We start from the raw sequence: 23,075 nt of genomic DNA, 5'->3' as shown, positions 1-23,075 counted from the left end.
GAACCGAGAGGACCACGACCATGACCGGAACCATCGTCCGCGCCCGCTGCCTGCTGCTCATCGGCCCCTGGGCGGAGGTGACGCTCCCGGAGCGCGACTACACGGACCCCGTGCGGGTGGACGCCGCTCAGCTGGCCTCCGAGGTCGGCGTCTCCGACCCGAAGGACTTGCCGGGGATGGACTTCGAGGTCACCTTCGAGGGCACCCCGGCGGAGCCGGTGTTGTCGGGGTGGCGTCGGGTGTGAGCTGGGACGGGAGCCCCGGGCTGTGACGCCCGGGGTTTTCTGTGACCCGTGGTGTTGCGTAATAGAGAGAGGGTGTGGTTTAATAGAGATGTCGGCAAGGGGATGGCACCCCAACCCGACACGCAGTTTGAAAACACAACAGAGAGTGAGAACGTCGTGAACCACGACGAGCGCCGGGCCCGCCTGGCACACCTGTCCTTCCGACTCCTTCACGTCCTGGCCCTGGCCCGGGAGATCCTCGCGGACGTCACGCCCGTGACCCTCCCGCCGGTCCTCACCCCGGACACGGCTACCGAGATCTGGGACGCCATGAGCCGCACCATGATCCTCATGGACGAAGAACCCCTGGTCAGCATCATCCCCGATCAGGGACGGGAGATCCTCCAGCAGGGACTTGCCAAGGCCCTGATGTGCAGCCAGCACGTCGCCACCATGGCCGAGTTCATGGTCGACGGCGAAGGCGACAAGCTGGAGGAGTGGATGTTCCGGGCCGCTGAACTGGTGATCAGCGACGCCGACATCAGCCTCCACGTCGCCAGCGAGGAGCTGGGCGGACAGGCCATGGACGACTAGCTCACACCCCCGCCGCCCCGGCACCCAGCCGGGGCGGCTTCTCTGTTTCCGCCCCACGTTCGGTGTTGCGCAATGGAGAGTGACTGTGGTTTAATAGAGACATGCCGGAGGGGATGGCACCCCACCGGAGCCGTTTGAAAACACCATAGAGAGAGAGTCAGTCATGACCTTCACCTGCGTAAACGCCTGCTTGCAGGGCTGCGACCGAGGAATGATCCGGTCCACCACGTGGGACGCCGACACCGAACGGCACGTGCCCACCGACCACCTCTGCCCGTGCGGCGGCACCCCGTGCCCCGCCTGCCAGGTCGGCAGCATCTGCCAGGTCAGCGGCCGGGACTACACCGACCAGGACCCCAGCGGGGCCGCCTGGTGGGACCCGACCGAGGAGTGGGACTACGAGGACTGACGCACACGGCGCCCCGCCCCCGGGCGGGGCGCCCCCTCTCTCTCCGCCACCCCGCACAGCACAACGGCGGCGGGCCAGGCCCCGCAGAGCCCAAGTGGCAAACCCGCCGCCGTCCGTTTGAAAACACCTCAGAGAGGCACCGCCATGGTAACCCAGCCGCCGGCCCCCGAAGGGCTCACCGTCACCGAAATCGCCGCCAAGTACGGCCGGTCCCGCGGCGTCGTGAACAACACCTGGGTCCTGTCCGAGGAGTGGAAGGCCAGCGTCCGCCGCCTGACCCCGCCCGGCGTCAAGCCGGTCCGCTACGACGCCCAGGACGTCGACGCCCTTGTCCGCACGTGGATGTGGTTCCCGCCCGAGACCACCGACATCCCGGCCGACCGGCCGCTCACGATGAAGCAGGTGGCCGCGTACACCGGCCTGGACTACTCGGTCGTCCGCACCGACGCATCCCGGGGGGTGCTCAAGGGCCACGCCCAGGACGACGCGGACGGCCGCCCCACGTGGACGCGCGCGCAGGTGGACCGGCTGTACACCGGCCGCCGCATCCGCGCCCGCAAGCCCAAGAAGTGACCCCCTGGGCGTTTTGTCACTTCGAGGTGCAACCCTAGATCCCGGTGCCACACGCGCGCCCTCTCCCGGGCCACCGCCCGGCCGTCCGTTGGGGGACGGCGACCGGGCGGGGCCCGTTCTCATGTCCGGCCCCGGGGAGGTGCATCCCCTGTGGCCCAACCGAACCACCGCCGCGACCCCGAGAAGATCCGCCGCGTCAAGGAACTGCACGCCGCTGGAAAGTCCCGGAACGAGATCCACCGCGAACTCGGCATTCCCCAGGAGAGCGTCAGCACCATCGCGAAGGACGCCGGGTTGTCCTTCGACCGGCGCCGCACCGCCGCCGCCACCCGCGCGAAGGTCGAAGACGCCCGCGCCGCCCGGACCGAGCTGATCCTCCGCCTCTACGCCCAGGCCCACAACGCGCTCGACCGGCTCGACCTCCCCGAGCACGACCTCGCCCAGCCCTCCGCCGGGCAGCTCGTGAAGTGGACTGCGAAGTACCTGCCCGCCCAGGACGTGCGCGCGCTCGTGCAGGCCGCCGGCGCGGCTGCCCGTGAGGCCGTCAAGCTCGAGGCTGTCGACGCCGACACCCTGAACCTCCCCGCCGTCGACGCCTGGCTTCAGGCGATGACCGGCGACACCCCCGCCCCCGAGCCCTCCACCGAGGAGGCGAACCCGGACGGGGGTGACCCCGCATGAGCATCAAGCCCCTCGTCGGCAAGCAGGCCCTGAGCGTGCAGCTGGCCACCGCCCGCATGAACATCTGGGAGGGCACCGTCCGGAGCAGCAAGACCGTGTGCTCCCTACTCGCCTGGCTCCAGTTCGTGCGCCAGGCCCCGCCCGGCAACCTCCTCATGGTCGGCAAGACCGAACGCACCCTCCGCCGCAACATCATCGACCCGCTGGTCGAGATGCTCGGGTCCTCCCGGTGCAAGCTCAACGCCGGAGAGGGCACCCTCCACCTCCTGGGCCGCCGCGTCTACATCGCGGGCGCGAACGACGAGCGCGCGCAGGAGAAGATCCGCGGCATGACCCTGCTCGGCGCCTACGTCGACGAGCTGTCCGTCCTCCCGGAAAGCTTCTGGGAGATGCTCCGCACCCGCATGAGCCAGGCCGGGGCGCGCATCTACGCCACGACCAACCCCGAGGGACCGTTCCACTGGTGCAAGGTCAAGTGGCTCGACCGAGCCCGCCTCTGGGTCGACCGAGACGACAAGCTCCACCGGTTCGACGGCGACACGGTGCCGCTGCACCGGTTCTCGTTCAAGCTCACCGACAACCCCCACCTCGACCCCGAGTACCGAGACGACCTCATCGCCTCGAGCGTGGGCCTCTGGTACCGGCGGCTGATCCTCGGAGAGTGGGCGCTCGCAGAGGGCGCCGTCTACGACAGCTTCGACCCCGACCGGCACGTCGTCGACCGGCTCCCCGAGATCACCCGATGGGTCTCGTGCGGCATCGACTACGGCACCACGAACCCGTTCGCCGCCGTCCTCCTGGGGATCGGCGCCGACCGCCGCATGTACGTCACCAGCGAATACCGGTGGGACTCGAAGAAGGAACGGGCGAAGAAGACCGACGCCCAGTACTCCGCCGCCCTCCGCGACTGGCTCAAGCGGGTACCGCGCCCCGGGGAGATCACCGGCGCCGACCACGCCCAGGCGCGCGGCGTCCGCCCCGAGAAGACCTATGTCGACCCGTCCGCCGCGTCGTTCATGACCCAGCTGTGGGCCGACCGGCACCCCGGCGTGGCCACCGCCGACAACGACGTCCTCGACGGCATCCGCACCGTGTCCTCGGTGATGGGCCAGGACCGGTTGCGCATCCACCGGTCCGCGACCGGCCTCATCACCGAACTCCCCGCCTACGCCTGGGACGACGACGCGGCCGCCAAGGGGGAGGACAAGCCGGTCAAGGCGTTCGACCACTCGGCTGACGCCCTCCGGTACGGGCTGCACAGCTCCGCGTGGCTGTGGCGGTCCACGCTCAAGCTCCCGATTCTCGAACTCGCCGCCTGAGGAGACCCGCGTGCCCGAGATCCCGCCCGGCCTGGCCGCCGCCCAGCACGCCATGCGGCTGCTGCACACCACCACGGCCCCGGTCGTCTACATCACCGGCAGCGTCACGAACGCCCACCGGCACGCCCGCGCGGCCGGCATCCCCCGCCACCGGGTGCGGACCGCGCACCGGGCCTGCCACCTCCGCGGCGCCCGCGGCCCCCTGGTCGTGATCGAGCTGCACAGCGCCCAGCGGCTCCGCCCGGCCGACCGGGACGAGATCCGCCAGCACGTCGACTTGCTCCGCGCCACCGGCGCTGACGTCGTCCACCTGGTGGAGGACTCCCCCGAGGAGCGCGCGGTCGGCCAGGTGCTCGCCGCCCAGCTCGCCGCCGCACACCCCACCACCGCCTGAGGAGGCACCCCAGCATGGCCGCTCACTGGCCGCCCCGCGTGGGCGACGTCGTCCACTACGTGTCCCACGGCTCCCCCGTGCTGCCGGACGGCACCCAGCGGTACCCGTCCGCGTGCCGGGCCGCGATCGTCACCTTGGTGGACACCTACCAGGACTGGCCGCCCGGACATCACATCGGACACGTCGGACTCGCGGTGCTCAACCCGACCGGGGCCTTCTTCGACCAGGGCGTGTTCCACGGCGTCGGTGACCCGGCCGACGACGCTCCGGGCGCCCGCTGCCACACCGGCGGCCGCGCCTACCCCGCCGGCACGTGGCACGTCCCCGAGACCGGCGACTGATGGCCGCCCGCTACGCCGTGCGGGAGCGCACGCTCCCCGCCCACCTGGCCGCCGCCCGACCCGGCCGCCCCACCGTGTGGGACGTGATCGCGCTCCCCTCTCGCCGCATCGCGCCGTGGGGCGTCCACCTCGACCCCGCCCGCGCCCGCGCCCACGCGAACCGGCTCAACACCCGAAGGGAGTGACCCCGTGCCGCTCCCCGACGAGAACACCCCCTGGCCCCCGAAGAACCTGGTCGACGCATACGACGACATGCGCCAGGCAGACGTCTGGTACACCGGCGACAAATACCAGCTCGCGGAGTACTACGGCACCCTCGTCAAGCGCGACCGCGACCGGCCCAGCGTGCAGGCGTACCTGTGGGCCCAGAGCCGCCGCCTCGACGAACCCGAACGCCGCGTACACGTCCCCGTGGCCGGAGACATCGCCGCCGCCTCCGCCGGACTGCTCGCGAGCGAGGCGCCCACGATCCGGTTCGAGAACGCCCAGGCGCAGACCCGGTTCGACCAGCTGGCCGAAGACGGCGGCCTCCACATGCGCCTCCTCGAGGGCCTCGAGCTGTGCGCCGCCCTCGGAGACTGCTACCTGGCCACCGTGTGGGACCGGGAGGCCGTCCCCGACCGGGCCCTCCTGACGGTCTGGCCCGGGGACATGGCCATCCCCACGATCCGGTACGGCCGCCTGATCGAGGTGACGTTCTGGCGGGAGCTGTCCCGGGAGGGCGACGTCGTGCTCCGGCTGCTGGAGCGGCACGCCGTTGAGGACGGGGCCGGCCTGATCGAGTACGGCCTCTACGAAGGCACGACCGCGAACCTCGGGACCCGGAGGCCTTTCAACCGGCACCCCGACGCCGCCCACCTCGACGCGCTCACCGACGACCAGGGCCGACAGTTGACCGGCATCGGCATGCTGACGGCGACCCACATCCCCAACATCCGGCCGAACCGGCGTGACCGCGGGTACCTCGGGCGGTCCGACTACGCCGCCCCGGTGTGGGACGAGATGGACGCCATCGACCAGACGATGACGAGCTGGATGCGGGACATCCGGCTCGGCAAGGGCCGCATCGCCGTCCCGGCCGGTGTGCTCGAGTCCCTCGGGGAGGGCCAGGGGTCGTACTTCGACCTGGACCGTGAGGTCTACGACGAGATCAACGTCGACCCCAAGGCTCCCGGGTTCGGGATCACGGTCGCCCAGTTCCAGATCCGCCACGAGGAGCACCGGGCGACGAAGGACGACCTGTTGGCCACCATCGCCCGGTCCTGCGGGTACAGCCCCAGCACCTTCGGGTTGGCCGAGCAGGGAGAGCGCACCGCGACGGAGGTCGTCGACCGCAAGGAAGCGTCGATGACCACGACCGAGCGCAAGGGCATGTACGTCAAGACCGCTCTGAGGCGGATCTCGCAGGCGTGGCTTGCCCTCGACGCCGCCCAGTTCGACAGCGGCGTGGACGTCCTCGACCCGCCCACGGTCGAGATGGCCCCGGCCGAACGGCCGTCCCGGGAATCCGAGGCCCGGTCCATTCAGATGCTCCGCGCCGCGGAGGCCATCAGCACGTGGCTGGTGGTGAAGCGCCAGCACCCCGAGTGGACCGACACCGAGGTCCAGGAGGAGGCGGCCCGGATCGAGCGGGAGCGCGCGGCCGTCACCGACGCCGACCCGTGGATGGGCGCCGCTGAGGGCCTGGCCGCCAACCGGCTCGAGGACAACGAGGACCAGGGCGACGAGCCCGAGGACGGCGAGTAGCCGGACAGGGGGTGGCCGCCGGTGCCCGGTGTGAACCCCGACGACGTCGACGAGATCGTGGCGAACGTCGCTGCGATCTACCGTGAGGGGGAACTCGCGCTCCTGCGCGAGATCCGCGACCACCTCCGCGAGCACCCGGGCGCCCCGACCGCGTTCGCCCAGCCCCGGGCCGACGCGCTCGCGTCGCTCCGCCGGGCCGCCGGCGCGGTGCAGACGGCGCTGACGGGGAACGGGTCGACGGCGCTCCGCCAGGCCGTGGCCGACGCCTGGCGGCTGGGCACCCGGGCCGCGGTGGCGGACCTGCCCGCGGCCTGGTTCCCGGCGTCGGGGCTGTCGCAGGCGGCGGAGGCCGCCCGCGACCTGGTGCCCCAGCAGGGCGCGATTCAGGCGCTCGCGGCTGCGCTCGTGCGCGACGTCGGCCAGGTGGTGCAGAACATCCTGAGGGACACGCTCGACGCCTACCGGTCCGCGATCGCCGGGGCCACGGCCCGGATGCTGGCCGGCGGCCAGACCCGGCGGGACGCCACACAGGCCGCGTGGGCCGCCCTGGTGAACCGGGGCATCCTGGGGTTCACCGACCGGTCCGGGCGCCGGTGGCGGCTGTCCAGCTACGTCGAGATGGCGACCCGGACGGCGTCCGCGCGCGCGGCCGTCGAGGGGCAGACGTCCCGGCTCGAGGACCTGGGCGTGAAGTACGTGTACGTGTCCGACCACGCCCAGGAGTGCCAGCTGTGCCGCCCGTGGGAGGGCAAGATTCTGTTCCGCGGTGAGGCCACCGTGGGCACGGCCGCACCGAACCCGCTCCGCCCCCGGGCGTGGGTGACGGTCCACCCGGCCGGGACCCTGGCGGAGGCCAGGGCCGCGGGCCTGTTCCACCCGAACTGCCGCCACAGCGTGTCCGCGTACCTGCCGGGGGTCACCCAGATCCCGCGGGCGACCGCCCAGCCCGAGCAGTACAAGGCGCGGATGCGTCAGCGCGAGATCGAACGCAAGATCCGGAAGTGGAAGGAGCAGGAGGCCGCGGCCACCACGGACGAGGCCAAGAAGGCGGCCCGCCGGAAGGTCCTCGACTGGCAGCGCGAGATGCGCAAGCACCTCGACGACCACCCGGAGCTCAAGCGGCTCCGGTACCGGGAGCAGATCGGCGCGGGCTCCACCCCGCCCGGCGGCGACACCTCCAACCCGGCGACCCCGCTGGGTCCGGACGTGCAGCCGGACCTGTTCAACCCCGCCGGCGGGGTACGCGCGGCCGACCAGCCCCGCCAGGCCGGGCCGCTCCTGGCCGTCAACCCCGCCCCGAACCCTGCGGAGGAGGCCCACCGGCAACAGCTGGAGGCCGCCCGGCAGGCCGCCCGGTCCGCCGCCCAGCAGGCGCGATCCGCGCCCCTGGGGCCCGGGTTCATCCGGCTCGGGGACCTCATCCCCGACGACTACGACGACGCCCTCAACCGTGAGGACGAGATCCGCGACGCCCTCACCGACGTCCTCGAGAGCCGCGACTACAACGGGTTCACCATCGCCATCAGCAGCACCGACATCAACGAGGACGAGACCCAGTTCTCCGCCGACATCCACAGCCAGAACGACACCTACGTCGGGACGGTGGAGCGGACCTTCCGCCGGGAGGGCGGCGGCATCCTGTACGCCATCCACGACTATCTGAACCTCGACCGGTCGGTCCGCGGCCAGGGGTTCGCGGAGGCGTGGAACGGGTTCCTCGAGCGCTGGTACCGGCACAGCGGGTTTGAGAGGATCGAGGTCCACGCGAACATCGACGTGGGCGGGTACACGTGGGCGCGGCAGGGCTTCACCTGGGCGGACGAGCACGACGCCATCGACCTGGCGAACCAGCTGGAGCGGGAACTCGCCAGAGCGGAAACCGAGTTGGCGTCGATGGCGTCGGACGACCCGGACCGGCCGGGCCTGCAATTCGAGATCGCCGCGGCGGAGGCCCTGCTCGACCGGTTCAACGACGAGCCGTTCGGGTCCGACGACTACCCGACCGCGTATGAGCTGTCCCAGTGCGGCCGCCAGCCGCAGCACACCGGCCGGGATGCGTCCTGGATCGGTAAGCGCGCCATGCTGGGGTCCGACTGGCAAGGGGTGAAGTGGCTATGACCCGAGACCGTTCGTGGCGGCGGGCCCGTCCCGTGCGCCCCTCACAGGCGCAGGTGGATCGGCTCCGCGCCCTGTCCGACCTGCACGCCGAGTGGACCGCCGAGCACCTCGACGGGGAGGTCGAGTTCCGGCCGGACGCCCCGGAGCGGCGCCAGGTCTCCGACTACAACCTCCACTACCTCGACGTGAACCCGCCGGCCGACGCCGAGCAGGAGTTCCACGCGCGGGCGCGCGGCATCTTCGGCCTCGACCCTGAGACTGGGGCGCCCCCCGCCTGACCCTCTTCTGACCCGCCCCGTACCGGCCCCCGGTGCGGGGCTTTCTCATGCCCGCGGACAGGCGCCGCGGGCTTTCCCACGCCCAGGAGGCGACGCATGTCCATCGAACTTCCCCGCCACCCGCGCACCGGCCTTCGGGCGCTCGGTGTGCTGCCGTCCGGCCGGATCGTCTGGCCCCAGCTCGGGGGCGACGAGTCCGGGTCCGGCGGCGACGGCCAGGGCGGCACGGCCGGTGTCGGCCAGGGTGGCCAGGGCGCTGGCCAGGCCGGTGGCGACGGTGGCCAGGGTGCTGGCCAGCCGGGCGCGGCCGGTGGCCAGCAGCAGGCCGGGCAGCAGCCGGGCGGCCAGGCGCCGCCGGTCGGCCCGGACGGACAGCCGCTCGACCCCGCGCGCCTTCAGCGCCTGGTGGAGAACCTCCGCGAGGAGAACCGCCAGCTGAAGCAGCGTGGCCAGGGCGGCGCCGGTGGCCAGCAGGACACCGGCCAGCAGGACGGCCAGGGCCAGGCGCCCGGCCAGCAGCGTGGCCAGGCACCGGCCACCGACGACGGGACCGCGGCCAGGCTCGCCGCGGCCACGACCGAACTCGCGGTCTACCGGGCCGCGGGCAAGCACGGTGCGAACCCGGTCGCGCTCACCGACTCCCGGTCCTTCATGGACGCCGTCGGCAAGCTCGACCCGGCCGCGGCCGACTACGACAAGCAGGTCTCCGACGCCATCAAGAAGGCGGTCGCCGACCACCCCCACTACGCCAGCGGCCAGGCGCCCGGCGGCACCCGCGGAGGCAGCGACGGCACCGGCAGGCCCGGCGCCCCCGACCAGCCCAAGGGGCTGGGCGCGGCCCTCCGCTCCCACTACGCCAAGAAGTAAGGAGGGCACCCGATGCCCGTCACTCTCGCGGAAGCGAAGAACAACACCACCGACGCCGTGGACCTGGCCGTCATCGACGAGTTCCGCAAGGAATCGACGATCCTGGACACCCTGATCTGGGACGACGCGGTCAACCCGTCCGGGGGCGGCGCGACCCTCACCTACGGGTACCGGCGCCTGATCACCCAGCCCACCGCCTCCACCCGCGCCATCAACAGCGAGTACACCCCGCAGAACGTCACCACCGAGCGGTACACCACCGACCTCGCGGTCATGGGTGGAAGCTTCGAGGTCGACCGCATCGTCGGGGAGATCGGCCCCGCGGCCAGCGGCGCCGTCGAGCTGAACATGAGCCAGAAGATCAAGGCGACCCGCACCCAGTTCCAGGACCTCGTCATCAACGGTGACACCGCCGTGGACGCGAACGGGTTCGACGGCCTCGACAAGGCCCTCACCGGCTCCACCACGGAGTTCGGGGCGACCTCCGTCACCGACTGGTCGGACCTGGACACCGACGCCTCGGTGAAGCACAAGGCCCTCGACACCCTCGACGAGTGGCTCGGGCTGCTCGACGGCATGCCGACCGTCATCCTCGGGAACCGGGCCGCGCTCGCGAAGATCCGCGCCATCGTGCGCCGGACCGGCATGTACGTCCGCAACCCCGTCGACGGCCTCGTCGACCAGTTCGGCCGACCCGTCGTGCGGGAGTCCTACGGCGGCGCCATCTTCGCGGACCCGGGCGACAAGGCCGGCAGCAACTCCCCGATCATCCCGGTCGAGGGCCGAACCGTGGGCGGCACCGCCGAGACCGGCCTCACCGACCTCTACGCCTACCGCGTGGACATGAGCGGCTTCCACGGCGTGTCCACCACCGGCGGGGTCCGCATCCGCCAGTGGCCGCCGGACTTCTCCACCGCGGGCGCGGTCAAGCTCGGTGAGGTCGAACTCGGTCCCGTGGCGGTCGCCCTGAAGTCGACCAAGGCCGCGGCCGTCCTGCGCAACGTGAAGGTGGCCTAACCCATGACCCTGCACAAGATCACGGCCCCGGTGCCCGGGTACACGGGCGTCGTCGCCGGGGTGGCCCTGGCGAACGGGGTGGGCGAGACCTCCGACGAGGGGGTGCTCGCGTACTTCCACCGCCACCGCTACAAGGTCGAGGCGGTCGAGCAGGCCCCCGAGGAGGACGGCGGCCAGGGCGGCGGCGAGCAGCCGCCCGCCCGGCCGGCGAAGTCCGCCAGCAAGGCCGACTGGCTCGCCTACGCCGTCGCCCAGGGCATGCCCGAGGAGGAGGCGGAGGCCGCCACCCGCGACCAGCTCGTGGAGCGGTACGCGCCCGCGGACGGGGGTGACGCCTGATGGCCTTCTACGAACACCGCAAGGGCGGCCAGGTCGTCGAGCGGGTCCGCACCGTCCCCAAGTCCCTCGAGGACACCCGCATCGGCCTCCAGGCGATGGCCCGGGAGAAGGCCCGGGAGGCGGACGGCTGGTACCTGGTCGAGGAGCCCGCCGCCCTGGCCCCGGCCGACGAGCAGCCCGAGGACACCAACGGCGGGGGGTGAGCGCGTGGACCCCTACGCCACCGTGACCGAGCTCAACGCCTACCTCGACGAGCCGGTCGACAACCCCGAGCGGATGCTCAACCGGGCGTCCCGCCGCGTGCGGGGCGCCCTGCTGTCCGCCATCTACGACCGCACCGAACCGGACACCGCCGCCGCCCTCCGCGACGCCACCCTCGAACTCTGTGCGTGGTGGGCGGACAACGGCATGGACGGCAGCGAGCAGGACGGCGGGATCGGGGACCCCCGGGCGTGGACTTCGGTCGCGGCCGGTCCGATCTCGCTGGGCGGGGGCCGCACCGGCGGCGCCGGCGGGGGCCAGGCCTCCGCCACCGCGGCCGCGGCCGCCCGCGCGGGCCTGCCGGAGCAGTCCTACCTGATCCTCCAGCAGGCCGGGTTGACCGGCCACGGGCCGCGCACCGGCCCGCCCGGGTGGTGGTGCTGATGCCCGGCACCATCCCCGGAGCCCTGCTCCGCCGCATGGGGTGGGACATCACCGTCGAGCCGTACACGGGCGCGGGAGCGCACGGGCCCGTGTACGGGCCGCCGGTCACCGTCCGGGCCCTGATGGAGGCCGGGCGGCGGAAGGTCACCCGCACCGAGGGGGACGAGGTCGTCTCGACCACGACCCTCCGCGTGCGCCTGGCCGACGCCGACCACTTCCCGGCCGGGTCCCGCGTGGGCCTCCCGGACGGCACCACCCCGACCGTCATCACGACGGTCCGCTACGACGGCCGCAAGCTCCCTGTCCCGTCCCATCTGGAGGTGAGCCTCACATGAGCAGCAGCGTTCGACTGAAGTGGGACGGCGACGACGCCCGCCGCGAAGCCCTCAAGGCCGCGGAGAAGGGCCTCGGGCTCGCGATGGAGCACCTCCTCGGGGAGTCCCGCAAGGAGGCCCCCCTCGAGGAGGGCACCCTCGAGCGGTCCGGTACCGCCGTGGTGCGGGGCCGGGAGGGCGCCGTGTACTTCGACACCGTGTACGCCAGGAGACAGCACGAGGAACTCACCTGGCGGCACGACCCGGGCCGGAAGGCGAAGTACTTGGAGGACCCGTTCAACCGGGAGCGGGAGACCCTCCTCGAGATCGTGGCCGCCCAGGTGAGGGAGGCGCTCGGGCCGTGACCCTGACCGACGAGATCGGCCTCCTCCTGGACGAGCTGGGCGTCGGCGAGTACCGGCTCGACGGGAGCGCTGGCGGGAACCTGTTCGCCACGTCCCTACCGCTCGCTCCTGACGTCGCTTTGGCCATCGCCCTGTATGGGGACGGCGCCGACGCCCTGGGCGGCCTGCCCGAGGACGACGTCCGCGTGCAGCTGCGCATCCGCGGCACCAAGGACAACCCCGCCCCGGGGGAGGCCCTGGCCCAGGCCGCCTACGACGCCCTCAACGGGCTCATGTACCGGGCGCTCCCGGGCGGCACCTGGCTCCAGATGGCCGTCTGCCAGGGCGGCGCTCCGGCCTACATCGGCCGGGACGAGAACGGCCGGCACGAGTGGACGGTGAACGTCCGCCTGGTGCTGGAGCGCCCCACGACGGCCCGGCCCGGATTCTGAACCACACCCACCCCTGGCCCCGCCCGCGCGGGGCCCCACCCTGCAAAGGAGGTCCGCGATGGTCCTGCACCAGGTGCCCGCGCGGAGCATCATCCTCGAAGTCAGCGACGGCGCCACCACCCCCGTGTGGACCGAGGTCGGCGGAAAGCTCACCGTGACCGTGAACCGGGCGGAGAACGAGGAGTTCGTCGACACCACGACCATGGAGTCGAACGGCTTCTACTCCCAGGACAAGATGCAGGAGGGCGCCACCCTCACCCTCGAGGGCCGTCTCGTCAAGGACGACACGACCGGCGCCCTCGAGCCGGGGCAGGCCCTCGTCACGGCCAACGCGAGCGGCAAGTTCGGCATCGAGAGCCACGCCATGTACCGGTTCAGGTACCCGATGGACACCGAGTGGACCGTCTGGGACGCCACCACCAGCGTGGGAGAACAGGGCGGCAACCACAACGAAAACACCAGCTTCAACGCCACCCTGAGCCGGTCCGGGCCCAGCACCACCGTGGCGGTGCTCTGATGAACGTCGAGGAGGCCCTCGCGGAGGCCGCCCGGCTGCACGCCGACACCGACGCGGCGGAGGCCGCGGCCGAACGCGCCGCTGAGAACCAGAGCCATGACGAGTTCTGGGCGGAGGTCGAGGCCCAGGAGGAGACCGAGACCATCCTCGGTGTCCGGGTCCGGGTGCCCTCCCCCCGGACCGTCACCCTGCGCACCAAGCGGCGCATCGAGCGCCTGGACCTGGTCGAGGTCTCCGACGAGGAGATCGCCGCCGCCCTCGACGACCTGTTCGGGGAGGGGTCCTTCCAGCGCTGGTACGACGCCGGGATGACCTACCAGCGCCTCGCGGTGGTCATGGCGTGGGGCATCGCCCGCGCCGGCGGATCCCCGATCACCTGGCGGGACGCCTACGAGGCGGTGACCACGGGAAAAGCCCCGGAGCGTCTGCTCCGGGAGAAGGCGCTCCGCGCGAAGGGCGCTTCGAGCGGTGCCTCCGAAAGTACTGGTGGGCGCTCGAAGGCTGGGCGCTCGCGCAAGGGATCCAAGCGGAAGCGCTCGCGGACATGACCGTCCGCCAGTTCCACGCCCTCGTCTTGGCGATGCCCAGAGACACCGTGTTCTGGCGGCTGCTCGAGAAGGAACCCGACCAGGTCGTCGACGGCGAAGCCGCCCGGGACCTGCTCCGCAACCTGTGAGGCGCCCAGGCGCCACGTGATGACCCGAGGGGGGTGAACCCCCTTGGCGATGAACGTGGGCGAACTGGTCGCCACCATGGACCTCGAGGACCGGGGGTACAGCAGAGGACTCGCCGGTGCGGCCGCGGAGGCGCGCGTCGCCGCCAACCGCATCGAGGACGCGCTCGACGACATCGACGCCTCCGGCGCCGGGGCCCGCTCGGGCCAGGGGTTCGGGAACGGCCTCCTGGGCGCGATCCGCGGGGAGCGGCCGCGGCTGATGAGCGCCGGGGCCGATGCCGGCGGGGGCCTCAGCAGCGGGCTCACGAAGGCGTTCGGCGCGATCTCGTCGAACGTGTGGGTGATGGTTGGCGTGGTGGGCGTGGCCCTGGCGGCGCTGCCCCTGCTCGGCGCCACGGTCGGGCTCGGGCTCGCGCTCGCGTTCGGCGGTGCCATCGCCGGTGTGGGCCTGGCCGCGGCCGCCCAGGCCCAGGAGGTCCAGGACGCGTTCTCGGACCTGAAGGACAACGTCGTCCGCGACCTGAAGCGGATGGCCGAACCCCTGCAAGGGACCCTGGTCGACGTCGCCGGGGACCTGCAAGGCCTTTTTGACTCCCTTTCCCCGCATCTCGAATCCGCTTTTGCGGAAATGGCGCCGGTCCTTTCCGAATTCTCGGAACTCCTTTTCGGGGCCTTCGAGGGCGCGGGCCCGGTCATTGATGAAGCCACCGAGGCTTTCAACTCCCTCCTCGGAGCACTCGGCCCAGACCTGGAGGAATCCCTAGGGGGAATTTGGGAATCCCTTTCGGACCTCTTCGGGACCATCAAGGAGAACCCGGAGCCTTTCGCCGGGATCATCACCGGTGCGATCGACCTGGTCGGCAAGATCATTAAATTGGTCGACTGGCTCAGCATCGCCTACGTCTGGATCAATGAGAACATCCCGGGCGGCCTCCTAGGGCTGCTCTCCCCCATGGTCCTCCTCGGGACGACCCTTACCGACACCGCCGGAAAGGCCGGGGGATTCCGGGACGCCATCATGGAAATGGCGGGCTCGCTGTCGTCGGCGTGGGAGTACATCCGAGGCGGGGCGGAGGAGCTCTGGGAGGCGCTCCAGCCGATCCTAGAGGACCTGTGGGAGGCCCTGGCCTCCTCCGACATCCTCGAGACCATCCGCGAGTGGTGGTCCCAGCTGGGCGAGATCTTCAGCCTCGGCGGGGAGCTGATCGGGGAAATCCTCTCCAAGGCAGCAGAATTCCTCACCTGGATTTGGGAGAACTTCGGCACCGAGATCATCGGAATCCTAGAGGGACTCTGGGAGATCATTTCCGGGATCGTCTCGGGCGGCCTCGAAGTCATCAAGGGAATCCTAAATACCGTCCTCGGGCTCATCACCGGGGACTGGGATCGCGCCTGGAATGGCGTCAAGCAAATCGGCGCCGGAATCTGGGAAGCCCTCAAGGGCATCATCGGCGGAGCCATCAAGATCATCTCGAACGGCCTTTCCGCCACCCTGAAATTCATCCAGGGGATTTGGAATTCCGCCTGGGGCTCCGTGAAGTCCACGGCCAACAACATCTGGTCCGGGATCGTCGGCGCGTGGAATGGACTGAAAAACGCCACGTCCGCAGCGTGGTCGTGGATGAAATCCAAGATCACGAGCCTTTTCAGCCAGGCGCTTTCCACGGTCCGCTCGAAGCTGTCCTCCTGGTCGTCGGTCGGCCGGGACATGATCCAGGGCGTGATCAACGGCGTGACCGGCGCCGCGGGCAGGCTCTACAGCAAGCTCCGCGGCATCGCCTCGAGCGCGCTGGAGTCGGCCAAGGAGGCCCTGGGGATCTCCTCCCCGTCTCGCGTGATGCGTGACCAGGTCGGCCGGTGGATTCCCGAGGGCATCGCGGCCGGCCTCCAGCTGGGGCAGGCCCGGCTGGATTCGGCCACGTACCGGATGGCGGCGGGCATCGCGGACAGCATGACCGGCGCCCTGGCGGTGCCCGGCCAGCGGTCCGCCGCGGACGGCATCCCCGGCCCGGACCGGGGCGGCAAGGACCCGGCGGTGTGGGTGGAGCACTTCCACGCCACCGAGCGCATGTCGCCGCACGACGTCGGAGAGGCCCTGTACGGGCTCGTGAGCGCACGGAGGGGGGTCTGATGCTGCCGGACAGTCTCGCGTGGCAGGGGCTCACCCTCGGGCCGCCCAGCGTCTACCAGCTGCTCCGCCTCGACGGGTGGGAGGACATGCCGCCTTTGGACTCCGGGGACGAGCCCCGCCCGGCCCGGCACGGGTCGTGGGCGGGCACCTCCTACGCGCAGGCCCGGACCGTCACCGTCACGGGGCGCATCCGGGCCCTGCCCGTGGACATCCGAGACCGGGTGCGGGACCTCCGCCGGGTGTGCGCGGTGCCCGATGATGACACGCTGTGGCCGCTGGTGGCGACGGTGCTGGGCGAGTCCCTCACCGTCGACGCGCGGGTCTCCCTGCGCGTCATCAGCCTGGACAAGTACTCGAGGCTGGGGCACGTGCCGTTCACCCTCCAATGGACGTGCCCGGACCCGATCCGGTACGACCCCGACCCCGTGCACCTGGCCATCGTCCCGGGCGCGGCCCGGCCGGCGCCCCAGCAGGGCACCACCTCCAGCCGCCCCACCATCACCATCTACGGGCCCTGCACCACCCCCACCATCACCGTGACCCGGCCCGGCCGCCCGCCCCTGTCCGTGGGGTTCGCCGTGACGATGTTCGCCGGGGAGTCCCTCACCCTGGACTGCCACGCCGGGACCGTGACCGCGTCGTGGGGGGACGACATCACCGGCACCCTCACCGCCGGGTCCGTGCCGGTCGAGGCGCTGGCCATCCCCGTGGGCACGTCCACGGTGGCCCTGGCCGCGACCGGCACCGGCGCCACCACCCGCGCGCACGTCACCTACCGGCACGCCTACCTGTAACGGAAGGGACCCATGCCCTCGTACCGGTACCAGTTCTGTGACCTGCTCACCGACCAGCACATCACGGACCTGGCCCTCAGCGGCGTCCGCTACGGGCGCCGGATCGTGCAGCCCGGCCCGTTCTCCGCGCGGGTGCCGATCACCAACCGCACCACCGCACAGCAGGTCGCCCGCATCCTCCCGCCCCGAGAGGACGACATCAGCACGGGGCCCGGCCGGACCATCTGCCACGTCTGGCGCAACGGCCAGCTGTGGGGGTCGTACATCATCTGGCGCGGCCGGGTGTCGTCCGACGACCGCGGCCGCATCACGGCGGAGCTGTCCGGCGAGTCGCTGGAGTCGTGGTTCCACCGCGTACAGATCGACTCCACGCAGACCTACGTGCAGCAGGACCAGCTGTTCATTGCCCGGGAGATCGTCCGCCGCAAGCAGGCCCAGACCAGCGGCGGCGCGTTGCAGCTGGGCATCATCGGGGGCGGCCCGGCCACCTCCGGTGTGCTCCGTGACCGGACGTACTCCGGGCACGACCTGGCGACGGTCGGGGAACGCCTCGAGCAGCTGTCGGAGGTGATCGGCGGACCCGAGTGGTACGTCCGCACCTACCCGAACGCCTCCGGCGCGAGGGTGCGGGAGTTCTACGTCGCCCCGCTCCTCGGGAACACCGCGCGCACGCACGTGTTCGCCCAGCCCGGCAACGTCCTGTCCTGGTCGCACAGCGTGGACGCCACCGGCACCGGCACCCATTACACCGCCCGCGGCGACGCCGCAGACGGCAACGGGTACCGGTCCGTGTTCCAGGTGTTCTCCCAGGACCACCGGTCCGCCGGGTGGGCCCAGCTCGAGGAGACCCGCGACTACCCCACGGTGACCAGCGGCTCCACCCTCGGGGACTACGCCGCCTGGTGGGCGGCCCACCGCGCCGGCGCCCAGCACTCCCTACAGGTCGACGTGCGGCTCGGGGAGTCCCCGACGCTCACCCCCGACCGGCTCGGGGAGCGCGCCCGGCTGACCCTGGTCAACGACTGGTGGCCCCTCGACGCGAACGGGGCGCCGACCTTCGACGAGATCCGCCGCGTGATCGGGATGGAGATCGCTGCCCCGGACCGGGGCCAGCCCGAGCGGGTGACCCTCCTCCTCGAGGGGCCGCGGGAGGGCGGCGACACCTCCCCGCGGGGGGCGCCGATGTACGCGCGGGACCTGGCCGACCAGCTGGACGCGCGGACTCGTCAGATCACTCGCCCGGTGCTGTCGTCGACGGCGCCCATCTAGAAGACCCGGAACCCCATGACCACACCCACCCCGAACTATGCGCACTTGGGAGAGCTGTTGACCCTGATGCGCGAGGAGATGCGCAAGGGATTCGACGACCTCCGCCGTGAGATCGGCGGCCGCGTGTCCTCCGACGTCTACGAGGCCGACAAGCGCCTCACGGAGGAGCGGATAGCCCGCCTCGGGTCGGAGGTCGCGGAGCTCCGCGCGGACGCGAAGCAGAAGGAGGCCACGGAGGAGGCCGCGGAGAAGGCAGCGGAGGACCGCCGGGCCGCGGACCGCCGGATGGTGCGGGCCGCGGTGATCACCGCCGGGTTCTCTCTCCTCGTCGGCGCGGTGCTGCTCGCGCTCCAGCTGCTCGCCACGTAGCCCACAACCCACCCGCCCGCCCCCGTGCCGCCCGGCCGGGGGCTTTCCCATGCCAGGAGGCGCCATGCCCCGACCACCGCTCTACATCAGCCGGGAGGACCTCGGGTGGTCCGCCACCTCCCCGGCCGCCTACGCCGACCCGAAGTCCGGTCTCGTCGTCCACTACGACGGCAGCGACCAGGGGCTCGTCAACGGCGACCTCGACGACTTCCTCGACTACTGGCAGCGCACCCGCGACTTCCACACCGGCCCGTCCCGCAACTGGCGGGACGTCGGGTACAGCTTCGCCGCGACCCCTCAGGGCCACGTGGTGGAGGGCCGGGGGCTCCACCGGGAGCAGGCCGCCCAGCCGGGCGGCAACACCACGCACTACTCGGTGACGCTCGGGCTGGGCCCCGGCGAGACCCCGACCGACGACCAGATCAACGCCGTCCGCTGGCTCCGCCAGTGGCTCATGGAGGACCACGGCGTGTCCGGCAAGGTCCTGGGCCACCGCGACTTCATCGCCACCAGCTGCCCCGGCGACCGCGCCTACGCGCTCGTCAAGGACGGCACTTTCACCCAGGCGCCCGGCGCCATCAGCACAGAAGGAGACAATCCCTTGATCGGACTTCGCGAAGGCGACGGCAAGGCCACCGGCAAGAAGGAGGAGGTCATCGCCGTGCAGCGGCTCGGGACCTTCGCGGGCTTCGGCTCGTACTTGGCGCCCTACGGCTGCGACGGCGAGTGGGGGCCCGCGACGTCGGAGATGATGCTCGCGCTCCGCCACAGCGTCGGCTCCTCGGTCACGAACGCGAGCAGCATCACCGGCACCGCCTACGCGCACCTCATCCAGGCCGTCGCCATCGCGGAGGCCCGGAAGCTCATCGCGGGCGGCGGGGGTGGGGGCGCTCTCCCCGCGACTGCCGAGATCAGCGGCACCGTGAAGCTGAAGGGGGCCTGATGCACGCGACCCCGCGCGACCCCGCGCGCTACCTGCCGGAGAAGAAGGTGACGGCCGCGGGCGGCGCCGGTGGCGTCGCCCTGGTCCTCGTCTGGCTCGCGTCCCTGGCCGGCCTCGACATGCCGGAGGCGGTCGCCCACGGGTTCGTGTACCTGGCCGCCCTGGTGGCCGCGTACCTGGCCCCGCACACCCGCCGCGACGACACCGAGGAGGCGTAGCCCCGATGGCGTTTCAGACCGTCGCCCTCGACAGGACCCTCGAAGGTCTCGTTGCTGGCGCCGTCACCGCGTCCATGCACACCACCGACGGCGGCACCACCGGCACCGGCGAAGTCACCGGCGGCACCTACGCCCGCCAGCCGATCACCTGGGACCCCGCCAGCGGCGGACAGATCGACGCCGCCGCGCAGATCACCTTCGACATCCCCGGCGGCCACACCGTGACCCACCTGGGCCTGTGGGACGCCTCCGGCACCCCCGTATGGCAAGGCTCCATCAAGTTGTCCACCCCGGAGAGCTACGGGGCGGCGGGCACGTACACGGTCCTCCTGGTCCGCGTGACCCAGTCGGACATCACTCCGGCGTAGGGAGGGGCCCACCGTGGCGACCACGGTCAACAACTCCCTGTCCGGGGTCACCGGAACCCAGCCGTCCGCGTCCTCGCTGGCGCGGACGGCTCGGGCCGGGGCCGTCGGCATTCTCTCGCCCAGCAGGGCGCTGTACTCCGCCACCCAGACCGTGCACGGCCTCACCACCGTGCAGCTGTCCACCGGCTACCACCGGGGCGACACACCCCGCCTCGGACCCATCGCCCTGCCCGCCACGGGCCCGTGGTGGGCGCGCTGGTACGCCTGGATGCCGCCGCTACAGGACGCCGGGTACGGCATCAACGAAGTCCGCTGGCACGTCCATTTCCCAGGGACGGGCCTCGGGTACGTCACCCACGCGACCGCCGCCGGCAACGCCGGGACGCGCCTCCAGCCGTCCGGGCTCGCGTCAGCGGCGATCAACTGGGACACCGAGACCGGATCGGCCGTGGCCACCGGGCAGTGGTGGCGGATCGAGCTGGAGTACACCGGCACGGACCTGATCAGCCGCATCTACCCCGGGCACTCCACCACCGGCGCCCGCGTCCACACCTGGTTGAACCGGGACGTCGGCCGGTCCCTCGAGGTGACCGGGTACCGGTACCGGCGCGGAGTCCTGCTCCAGCAGGGCGCCACCGACGCCACCACCGGCGGCCAGGTGTCGTTCCGCCAACAGCAGCTCATCGACCTCGGATACCTGGCGCCGGGCGGCGCGGACGGCCAGTACGGGCCCGGCACCGCCACCGCGGTGCAGAGCTTCCAACTGGCCTACGGCCTGGTCCCGGCGGACGGCGAGATCGGTCCGGAGACCGGCGCGGCCATGGACCTGGCCATCTGGGTACTCAAGGCTCAGCCGACCCCGCCGCCGCTGTACCTGTCCCACGTGGCGGTGTCGGACTCCGGCCCGCTCGGGCCCGCGGCACTCCCGGGCGGTGATGCGGTCGCCGCCCTGGGGGCGCTGCTCACCCCGGCCTCGGGCACCAAGCACGCTGCCGGTGAAGCGGTGGCGGCCCTCGGGGCGTTGGCGTCGCCGTCCGGCGGCCGCGGCGGCAACGCCCTGGCGGTCCTCGGGGCGTCCGGGGTCGTCGACGGGGCCAAGGCCGGCGCGGGTGAAGCGGTCGCGTCGCTCGGGACCATCACCGAGGCGGACGGCACGAAGCATGCCTTCGGCCAGGCCGTCGCGCAGCTCGGCGTTGTCGGCACCGTGCAGGGCACCAAGCACACCGCGGGCTCCGCCATCGCGCAGCTGGCGCTCACCACCGAGGCGCACCAGCTGATCGAGCCGGTACCGCCGGTGCAGGCCGTCGCCCGCATCGTGCACCAGCCGGAGGGGACCGCGCGGCCGTCCGGCCGCCTCGGTGGAGCCGCACACCCGACCAGCCGCATCGACGGCACCGCGAGCAGGAGGTGACGCCGTGGCGACACACCAGACCTTGACCGTCTACGAGTGGAACGACGAGGAGATCGACCTCAGCATCACCGACCCGGACGCCGGGACCGCCTACGACCTCACCGACGCCGTACTCGAGCTGGTCATCAAGGACACCGTCGACCAGCTCGACACCGACCCGGCAACGGTGATCCTGTCCACCACGACGGGGGAGATCACCGTCGTGAACGCCGCCCAGGGCCTGGCCCTGGCGATGATCAACCGCGGCTACCTGGCGACGCCCGGGGATCTCGTGTGGCGGCTCGACGTGGTCCGGGCCGGGACCCGGCGGACCGCGATCTACGGGCCGCTCCGGGTGACGAACCTCTGAGCAGCACAGCGCCCCGCCTCCCGTACTGGGAGGCGGGGCGCTTTTCGCGTTCCTGGGGGAAGCAGAAACCCCGCCCTCGGGCGGGGTTCTCATCTCCGCGTGCGCGGAGCAAAGGGACCTTCTGGGTGGAGGGTTTCCCCCGCCTTCCAGAACATTCGCGGTCCATCCCCGCGTGCGCGGGGGCGTACTGCTTGGGTCTTCACCGTGAAACGGCGTAGTGGCCCATTCCCGCGTGCGCGGGACATATGACCTGAACAGGTAGATCTACCTGTTAGTTGGTCCATACCCGCCTGTGCGGGCGCTCCCCGAGGGGATTGGCTCCACCATAACCCGGCGGAGTCGGCTGTGTCAGCGGTTCAGGAGATTCGTGTTGATCTCCGCCGCGATCGCCTCAGCGTCGGCGTCGGTCAGCTCGGTCCCGTCGAGCCACCCGATCAGCACCTCAGCGGAGTACAGGACCTCCCAGCCCTGTTCCTGGGCGGTGTCCGCGACGACGGGGGACACCTCCCCGTCGCCGGAGTCCGCCAGGACCATGTACCGGAGGTCCGACAGGCCGATGGCGGAGGGCTCCCGGTCGGCCTGGGCGTCGTACAGGTCCCGGATGTGGTCGGGGGTGACCCGGCGGGCGTCGAGGGCGTCGGCGTACCAGCCGTTGCCGGACAGGACCCACTCCCCGGTGACCCTCCACCCCTGGGCGGCCAGCGCCAGCTTCGCGCAGGTCTGGGCGGTGTGGAGGGTCTCGTCGGCGTGGGGGATGTGGGTGTCGATATCAGAAGTGACCTGGGTCCCGAGGTCGCCGTCCTCCCAGGTGTGGACGGCGACGATGTGGTTCTCGGGGTTCCCGGCGAGGCGGACAGCGGACATGAGGGCGACGTACTGCACAGGGTGCTCCGTTCAGGGGGTTCGGGTCCGCCCCGGGGTGGGCGGCATCCCCGCGTGCGCGGGGCTGGGGGCCCGCCCACAGGATGGGCGGGGTGGGCCGGTTCTCAGGTCGGTCAGTCGATGAGGGGCAGCGTCGCGAGATCGACCGCGGCCGCAGTGGGGGTGTAGTAGTCGGCCAGCGCGTCACGGCTCATGCGGATGAACCGGCCGTCGGGGAGACGGACGATGCAGAAGCCCACCGAAGCCACGTACCGGCGCGGCTTCCCGTCCGGGTCCGGGGAGGTCCACCGGAGCACGCAGTAAGTGTCCTCGGGCGTCTCGGGCAGGGTGGCCGTGGCTTCGACCCCTACCGAAGCCAGGTGTTCCAACAGGGCGGGAATGGTCTCGGCGGTGATCTCGGCAACTTGCACGTGTTCGGGGCGTCGGGCGACGTGCAGTGTGAACGGGTTGTCCATGGTGTCCTCTCGGGTTGGTTCCGCCCGGGTGGGCGGGG

The 23,075-nt window shown here is 71.7% G+C and carries 33 protein-coding genes; 31 read left to right on the top strand and 2 right to left on the bottom strand.

The window, feature by feature from the left end:
- Nucleotides 1-20: 20 nt before the first annotated feature.
- The 31 genes from KGD84_RS00865 to KGD84_RS00715 all read left to right on the top strand — a co-directional run bounded on the left by KGD84_RS00865 (nt 21) and on the right by KGD84_RS00715 (nt 21,700).
- Nucleotides 21-245 carry a hypothetical protein gene (locus tag KGD84_RS00865; RefSeq protein WP_220564207.1) on the top strand — a complete coding sequence of 75 codons (225 nt, stop codon included), beginning with the start codon at nt 21-23 and terminating at the stop codon, nt 243-245.
- A gap of 156 nt (nt 246-401) precedes the next feature.
- Nucleotides 402-818: a hypothetical protein gene (locus KGD84_RS00860; protein WP_220564206.1), complete on the top strand. Its 417-nt coding sequence runs from the start codon at nt 402-404 to the stop codon at nt 816-818.
- Nucleotides 819-1,029: 211 nt separating this feature from the next.
- The gene (locus tag KGD84_RS00855) at nt 1,030-1,227 is read left to right on the top strand and encodes a hypothetical protein (protein ID WP_220564205.1); all 198 of its coding nucleotides are present in this window, start codon (nt 1,030-1,032) and stop codon (nt 1,225-1,227) included.
- 144 nt (nt 1,228-1,371) lie between these two features.
- Nucleotides 1,372-1,800 (top strand): hypothetical protein, encoded by a 429-nt coding sequence (locus KGD84_RS00850; RefSeq protein WP_220564204.1) that lies wholly within the window; start codon nt 1,372-1,374, stop codon nt 1,798-1,800.
- A gap of 150 nt (nt 1,801-1,950) precedes the next feature.
- Complete coding sequence (locus KGD84_RS00845; RefSeq protein WP_220564203.1) at nt 1,951-2,481, top strand: helix-turn-helix domain-containing protein; 531 nt, start codon at nt 1,951-1,953, stop codon at nt 2,479-2,481.
- Nucleotides 2,478-3,800 carry a PBSX family phage terminase large subunit gene (locus KGD84_RS00840; protein ID WP_220564202.1) on the top strand — a complete coding sequence of 441 codons (1,323 nt, stop codon included), beginning with the start codon at nt 2,478-2,480 and terminating at the stop codon, nt 3,798-3,800. The genes KGD84_RS00845 and KGD84_RS00840 overlap by 4 nt, the downstream gene beginning before the upstream one ends.
- 10 nt (nt 3,801-3,810) lie before the next feature.
- On the top strand, nt 3,811-4,194 hold the full coding sequence (locus tag KGD84_RS00835) for a hypothetical protein (protein ID WP_220564201.1): 384 nt from the start codon (nt 3,811-3,813) through the stop codon (nt 4,192-4,194).
- Between the two features lie 14 nt (nt 4,195-4,208).
- The gene (locus tag KGD84_RS00830; RefSeq protein WP_220564200.1) at nt 4,209-4,535 is read left to right on the top strand and encodes a hypothetical protein; all 327 of its coding nucleotides are present in this window, start codon (nt 4,209-4,211) and stop codon (nt 4,533-4,535) included.
- The gene (locus KGD84_RS00825) at nt 4,535-4,720 is read left to right on the top strand and encodes a hypothetical protein (protein ID WP_220564199.1); all 186 of its coding nucleotides are present in this window, start codon (nt 4,535-4,537) and stop codon (nt 4,718-4,720) included. The genes KGD84_RS00830 and KGD84_RS00825 overlap by 1 nt, the downstream gene beginning before the upstream one ends.
- Nucleotides 4,721-4,724: 4 nt before the next feature.
- Nucleotides 4,725-6,281, top strand: coding sequence for a hypothetical protein (locus KGD84_RS00820; protein ID WP_220564198.1), 1,557 nt, complete (start codon nt 4,725-4,727; stop codon nt 6,279-6,281).
- Nucleotides 6,282-6,302: 21 nt separating this feature from the next.
- On the top strand, nt 6,303-8,399 hold the full coding sequence (locus KGD84_RS00815; RefSeq protein ID WP_220564197.1) for a phage minor capsid protein: 2,097 nt from the start codon (nt 6,303-6,305) through the stop codon (nt 8,397-8,399).
- Complete coding sequence (locus tag KGD84_RS00810) at nt 8,396-8,677, top strand: hypothetical protein (protein ID WP_220564196.1); 282 nt, start codon at nt 8,396-8,398, stop codon at nt 8,675-8,677. Before KGD84_RS00815 ends, KGD84_RS00810 begins: the two co-directional genes overlap by 4 nt.
- A gap of 96 nt (nt 8,678-8,773) precedes the next feature.
- Complete coding sequence (locus KGD84_RS00805; RefSeq protein ID WP_220564195.1) at nt 8,774-9,544, top strand: hypothetical protein; 771 nt, start codon at nt 8,774-8,776, stop codon at nt 9,542-9,544.
- A gap of 12 nt (nt 9,545-9,556) precedes the next feature.
- On the top strand, nt 9,557-10,561 hold the full coding sequence (locus KGD84_RS00800; protein ID WP_220564194.1) for a major capsid protein: 1,005 nt from the start codon (nt 9,557-9,559) through the stop codon (nt 10,559-10,561).
- A gap of 3 nt (nt 10,562-10,564) precedes the next feature.
- The gene (locus tag KGD84_RS00795; RefSeq protein WP_220564193.1) at nt 10,565-10,900 is read left to right on the top strand and encodes a hypothetical protein; all 336 of its coding nucleotides are present in this window, start codon (nt 10,565-10,567) and stop codon (nt 10,898-10,900) included.
- Entirely contained in the window at nt 10,900-11,103 is a 204-nt protein-coding gene (locus KGD84_RS00790; RefSeq protein ID WP_220564192.1) for a hypothetical protein, read from the top strand. Before KGD84_RS00795 ends, KGD84_RS00790 begins: the two co-directional genes overlap by 1 nt.
- Before the next feature lie 4 nt (nt 11,104-11,107).
- Nucleotides 11,108-11,545 carry a hypothetical protein gene (locus tag KGD84_RS00785; protein WP_220564191.1) on the top strand — a complete coding sequence of 146 codons (438 nt, stop codon included), beginning with the start codon at nt 11,108-11,110 and terminating at the stop codon, nt 11,543-11,545.
- A complete protein-coding gene (locus tag KGD84_RS00780; RefSeq protein WP_220564190.1) occupies nt 11,545-11,880 on the top strand; it encodes a hypothetical protein in 336 nt (111 codons plus the stop codon). The genes KGD84_RS00785 and KGD84_RS00780 overlap by 1 nt, the downstream gene beginning before the upstream one ends.
- Nucleotides 11,877-12,224, top strand: a complete 348-nt coding sequence (locus KGD84_RS00775) for a hypothetical protein (RefSeq protein WP_220564189.1) — start codon at nt 11,877-11,879, stop codon at nt 12,222-12,224. Before KGD84_RS00780 ends, KGD84_RS00775 begins: the two co-directional genes overlap by 4 nt.
- The gene (locus KGD84_RS00770) at nt 12,221-12,655 is read left to right on the top strand and encodes a minor capsid protein (protein WP_220564188.1); all 435 of its coding nucleotides are present in this window, start codon (nt 12,221-12,223) and stop codon (nt 12,653-12,655) included. The genes KGD84_RS00775 and KGD84_RS00770 overlap by 4 nt, the downstream gene beginning before the upstream one ends.
- A gap of 58 nt (nt 12,656-12,713) precedes the next feature.
- A complete protein-coding gene (locus tag KGD84_RS00765; RefSeq protein WP_220564187.1) occupies nt 12,714-13,172 on the top strand; it encodes a phage tail tube protein in 459 nt (152 codons plus the stop codon).
- Nucleotides 13,172-13,720 carry a hypothetical protein gene (locus tag KGD84_RS00760; protein WP_220564186.1) on the top strand — a complete coding sequence of 183 codons (549 nt, stop codon included), beginning with the start codon at nt 13,172-13,174 and terminating at the stop codon, nt 13,718-13,720. The genes KGD84_RS00765 and KGD84_RS00760 overlap by 1 nt, the downstream gene beginning before the upstream one ends.
- 171 nt (nt 13,721-13,891) lie before the next feature.
- Nucleotides 13,892-15,979, top strand: a complete 2,088-nt coding sequence (locus KGD84_RS00755; protein WP_220564185.1) for a phage tail protein — start codon at nt 13,892-13,894, stop codon at nt 15,977-15,979.
- The gene (locus tag KGD84_RS00750) at nt 15,979-16,773 is read left to right on the top strand and encodes a phage tail family protein (RefSeq protein WP_220564184.1); all 795 of its coding nucleotides are present in this window, start codon (nt 15,979-15,981) and stop codon (nt 16,771-16,773) included. The genes KGD84_RS00755 and KGD84_RS00750 overlap by 1 nt, the downstream gene beginning before the upstream one ends.
- 12 nt (nt 16,774-16,785) lie before the next feature.
- Nucleotides 16,786-18,042 (top strand): hypothetical protein, encoded by a 1,257-nt coding sequence (locus KGD84_RS00745; protein ID WP_220564183.1) that lies wholly within the window; start codon nt 16,786-16,788, stop codon nt 18,040-18,042.
- 45 nt (nt 18,043-18,087) lie between these two features.
- The gene (locus KGD84_RS00740) at nt 18,088-18,411 is read left to right on the top strand and encodes a hypothetical protein (protein ID WP_220564182.1); all 324 of its coding nucleotides are present in this window, start codon (nt 18,088-18,090) and stop codon (nt 18,409-18,411) included.
- 64 nt (nt 18,412-18,475) lie between these two features.
- The gene (locus tag KGD84_RS00735; RefSeq protein WP_220564181.1) at nt 18,476-19,354 is read left to right on the top strand and encodes a peptidoglycan recognition protein family protein; all 879 of its coding nucleotides are present in this window, start codon (nt 18,476-18,478) and stop codon (nt 19,352-19,354) included.
- Complete coding sequence (locus tag KGD84_RS00730) at nt 19,354-19,572, top strand: hypothetical protein (protein ID WP_220564180.1); 219 nt, start codon at nt 19,354-19,356, stop codon at nt 19,570-19,572. Before KGD84_RS00735 ends, KGD84_RS00730 begins: the two co-directional genes overlap by 1 nt.
- 5 nt (nt 19,573-19,577) lie before the next feature.
- Entirely contained in the window at nt 19,578-19,940 is a 363-nt protein-coding gene (locus KGD84_RS00725; RefSeq protein WP_220564179.1) for a phage tail fiber protein, read from the top strand.
- A gap of 13 nt (nt 19,941-19,953) precedes the next feature.
- Nucleotides 19,954-21,351, top strand: coding sequence for a peptidoglycan-binding domain-containing protein (locus KGD84_RS00720; protein WP_220564178.1), 1,398 nt, complete (start codon nt 19,954-19,956; stop codon nt 21,349-21,351).
- 4 nt (nt 21,352-21,355) lie between these two features.
- Nucleotides 21,356-21,700 (top strand): hypothetical protein, encoded by a 345-nt coding sequence (locus KGD84_RS00715; protein WP_255646946.1) that lies wholly within the window; start codon nt 21,356-21,358, stop codon nt 21,698-21,700.
- A 348-nt stretch (nt 21,701-22,048) separates the two neighbouring features.
- Here the strand turns inward: KGD84_RS00715 and KGD84_RS00710 are convergent, their stop codons facing one another.
- Nucleotides 22,049-22,582: a hypothetical protein gene (locus KGD84_RS00710; RefSeq protein WP_220564177.1), complete on the bottom strand. Its 534-nt coding sequence runs from the start codon at nt 22,580-22,582 to the stop codon at nt 22,049-22,051.
- 113 nt (nt 22,583-22,695) lie between these two features.
- Nucleotides 22,696-23,037, bottom strand: coding sequence for a hypothetical protein (locus tag KGD84_RS00705; RefSeq protein ID WP_220564176.1), 342 nt, complete (start codon nt 23,035-23,037; stop codon nt 22,696-22,698).
- Between the last annotated feature and the right edge of the window lie 38 nt (nt 23,038-23,075).

The organism is Nocardiopsis changdeensis, from assembly GCF_018316655.1.
GTDB lineage: Bacteria > Actinomycetota > Actinomycetes > Streptosporangiales > Streptosporangiaceae > Nocardiopsis > Nocardiopsis changdeensis.
This window is presented reverse-complemented; position numbering and strand designations above follow the sequence as displayed.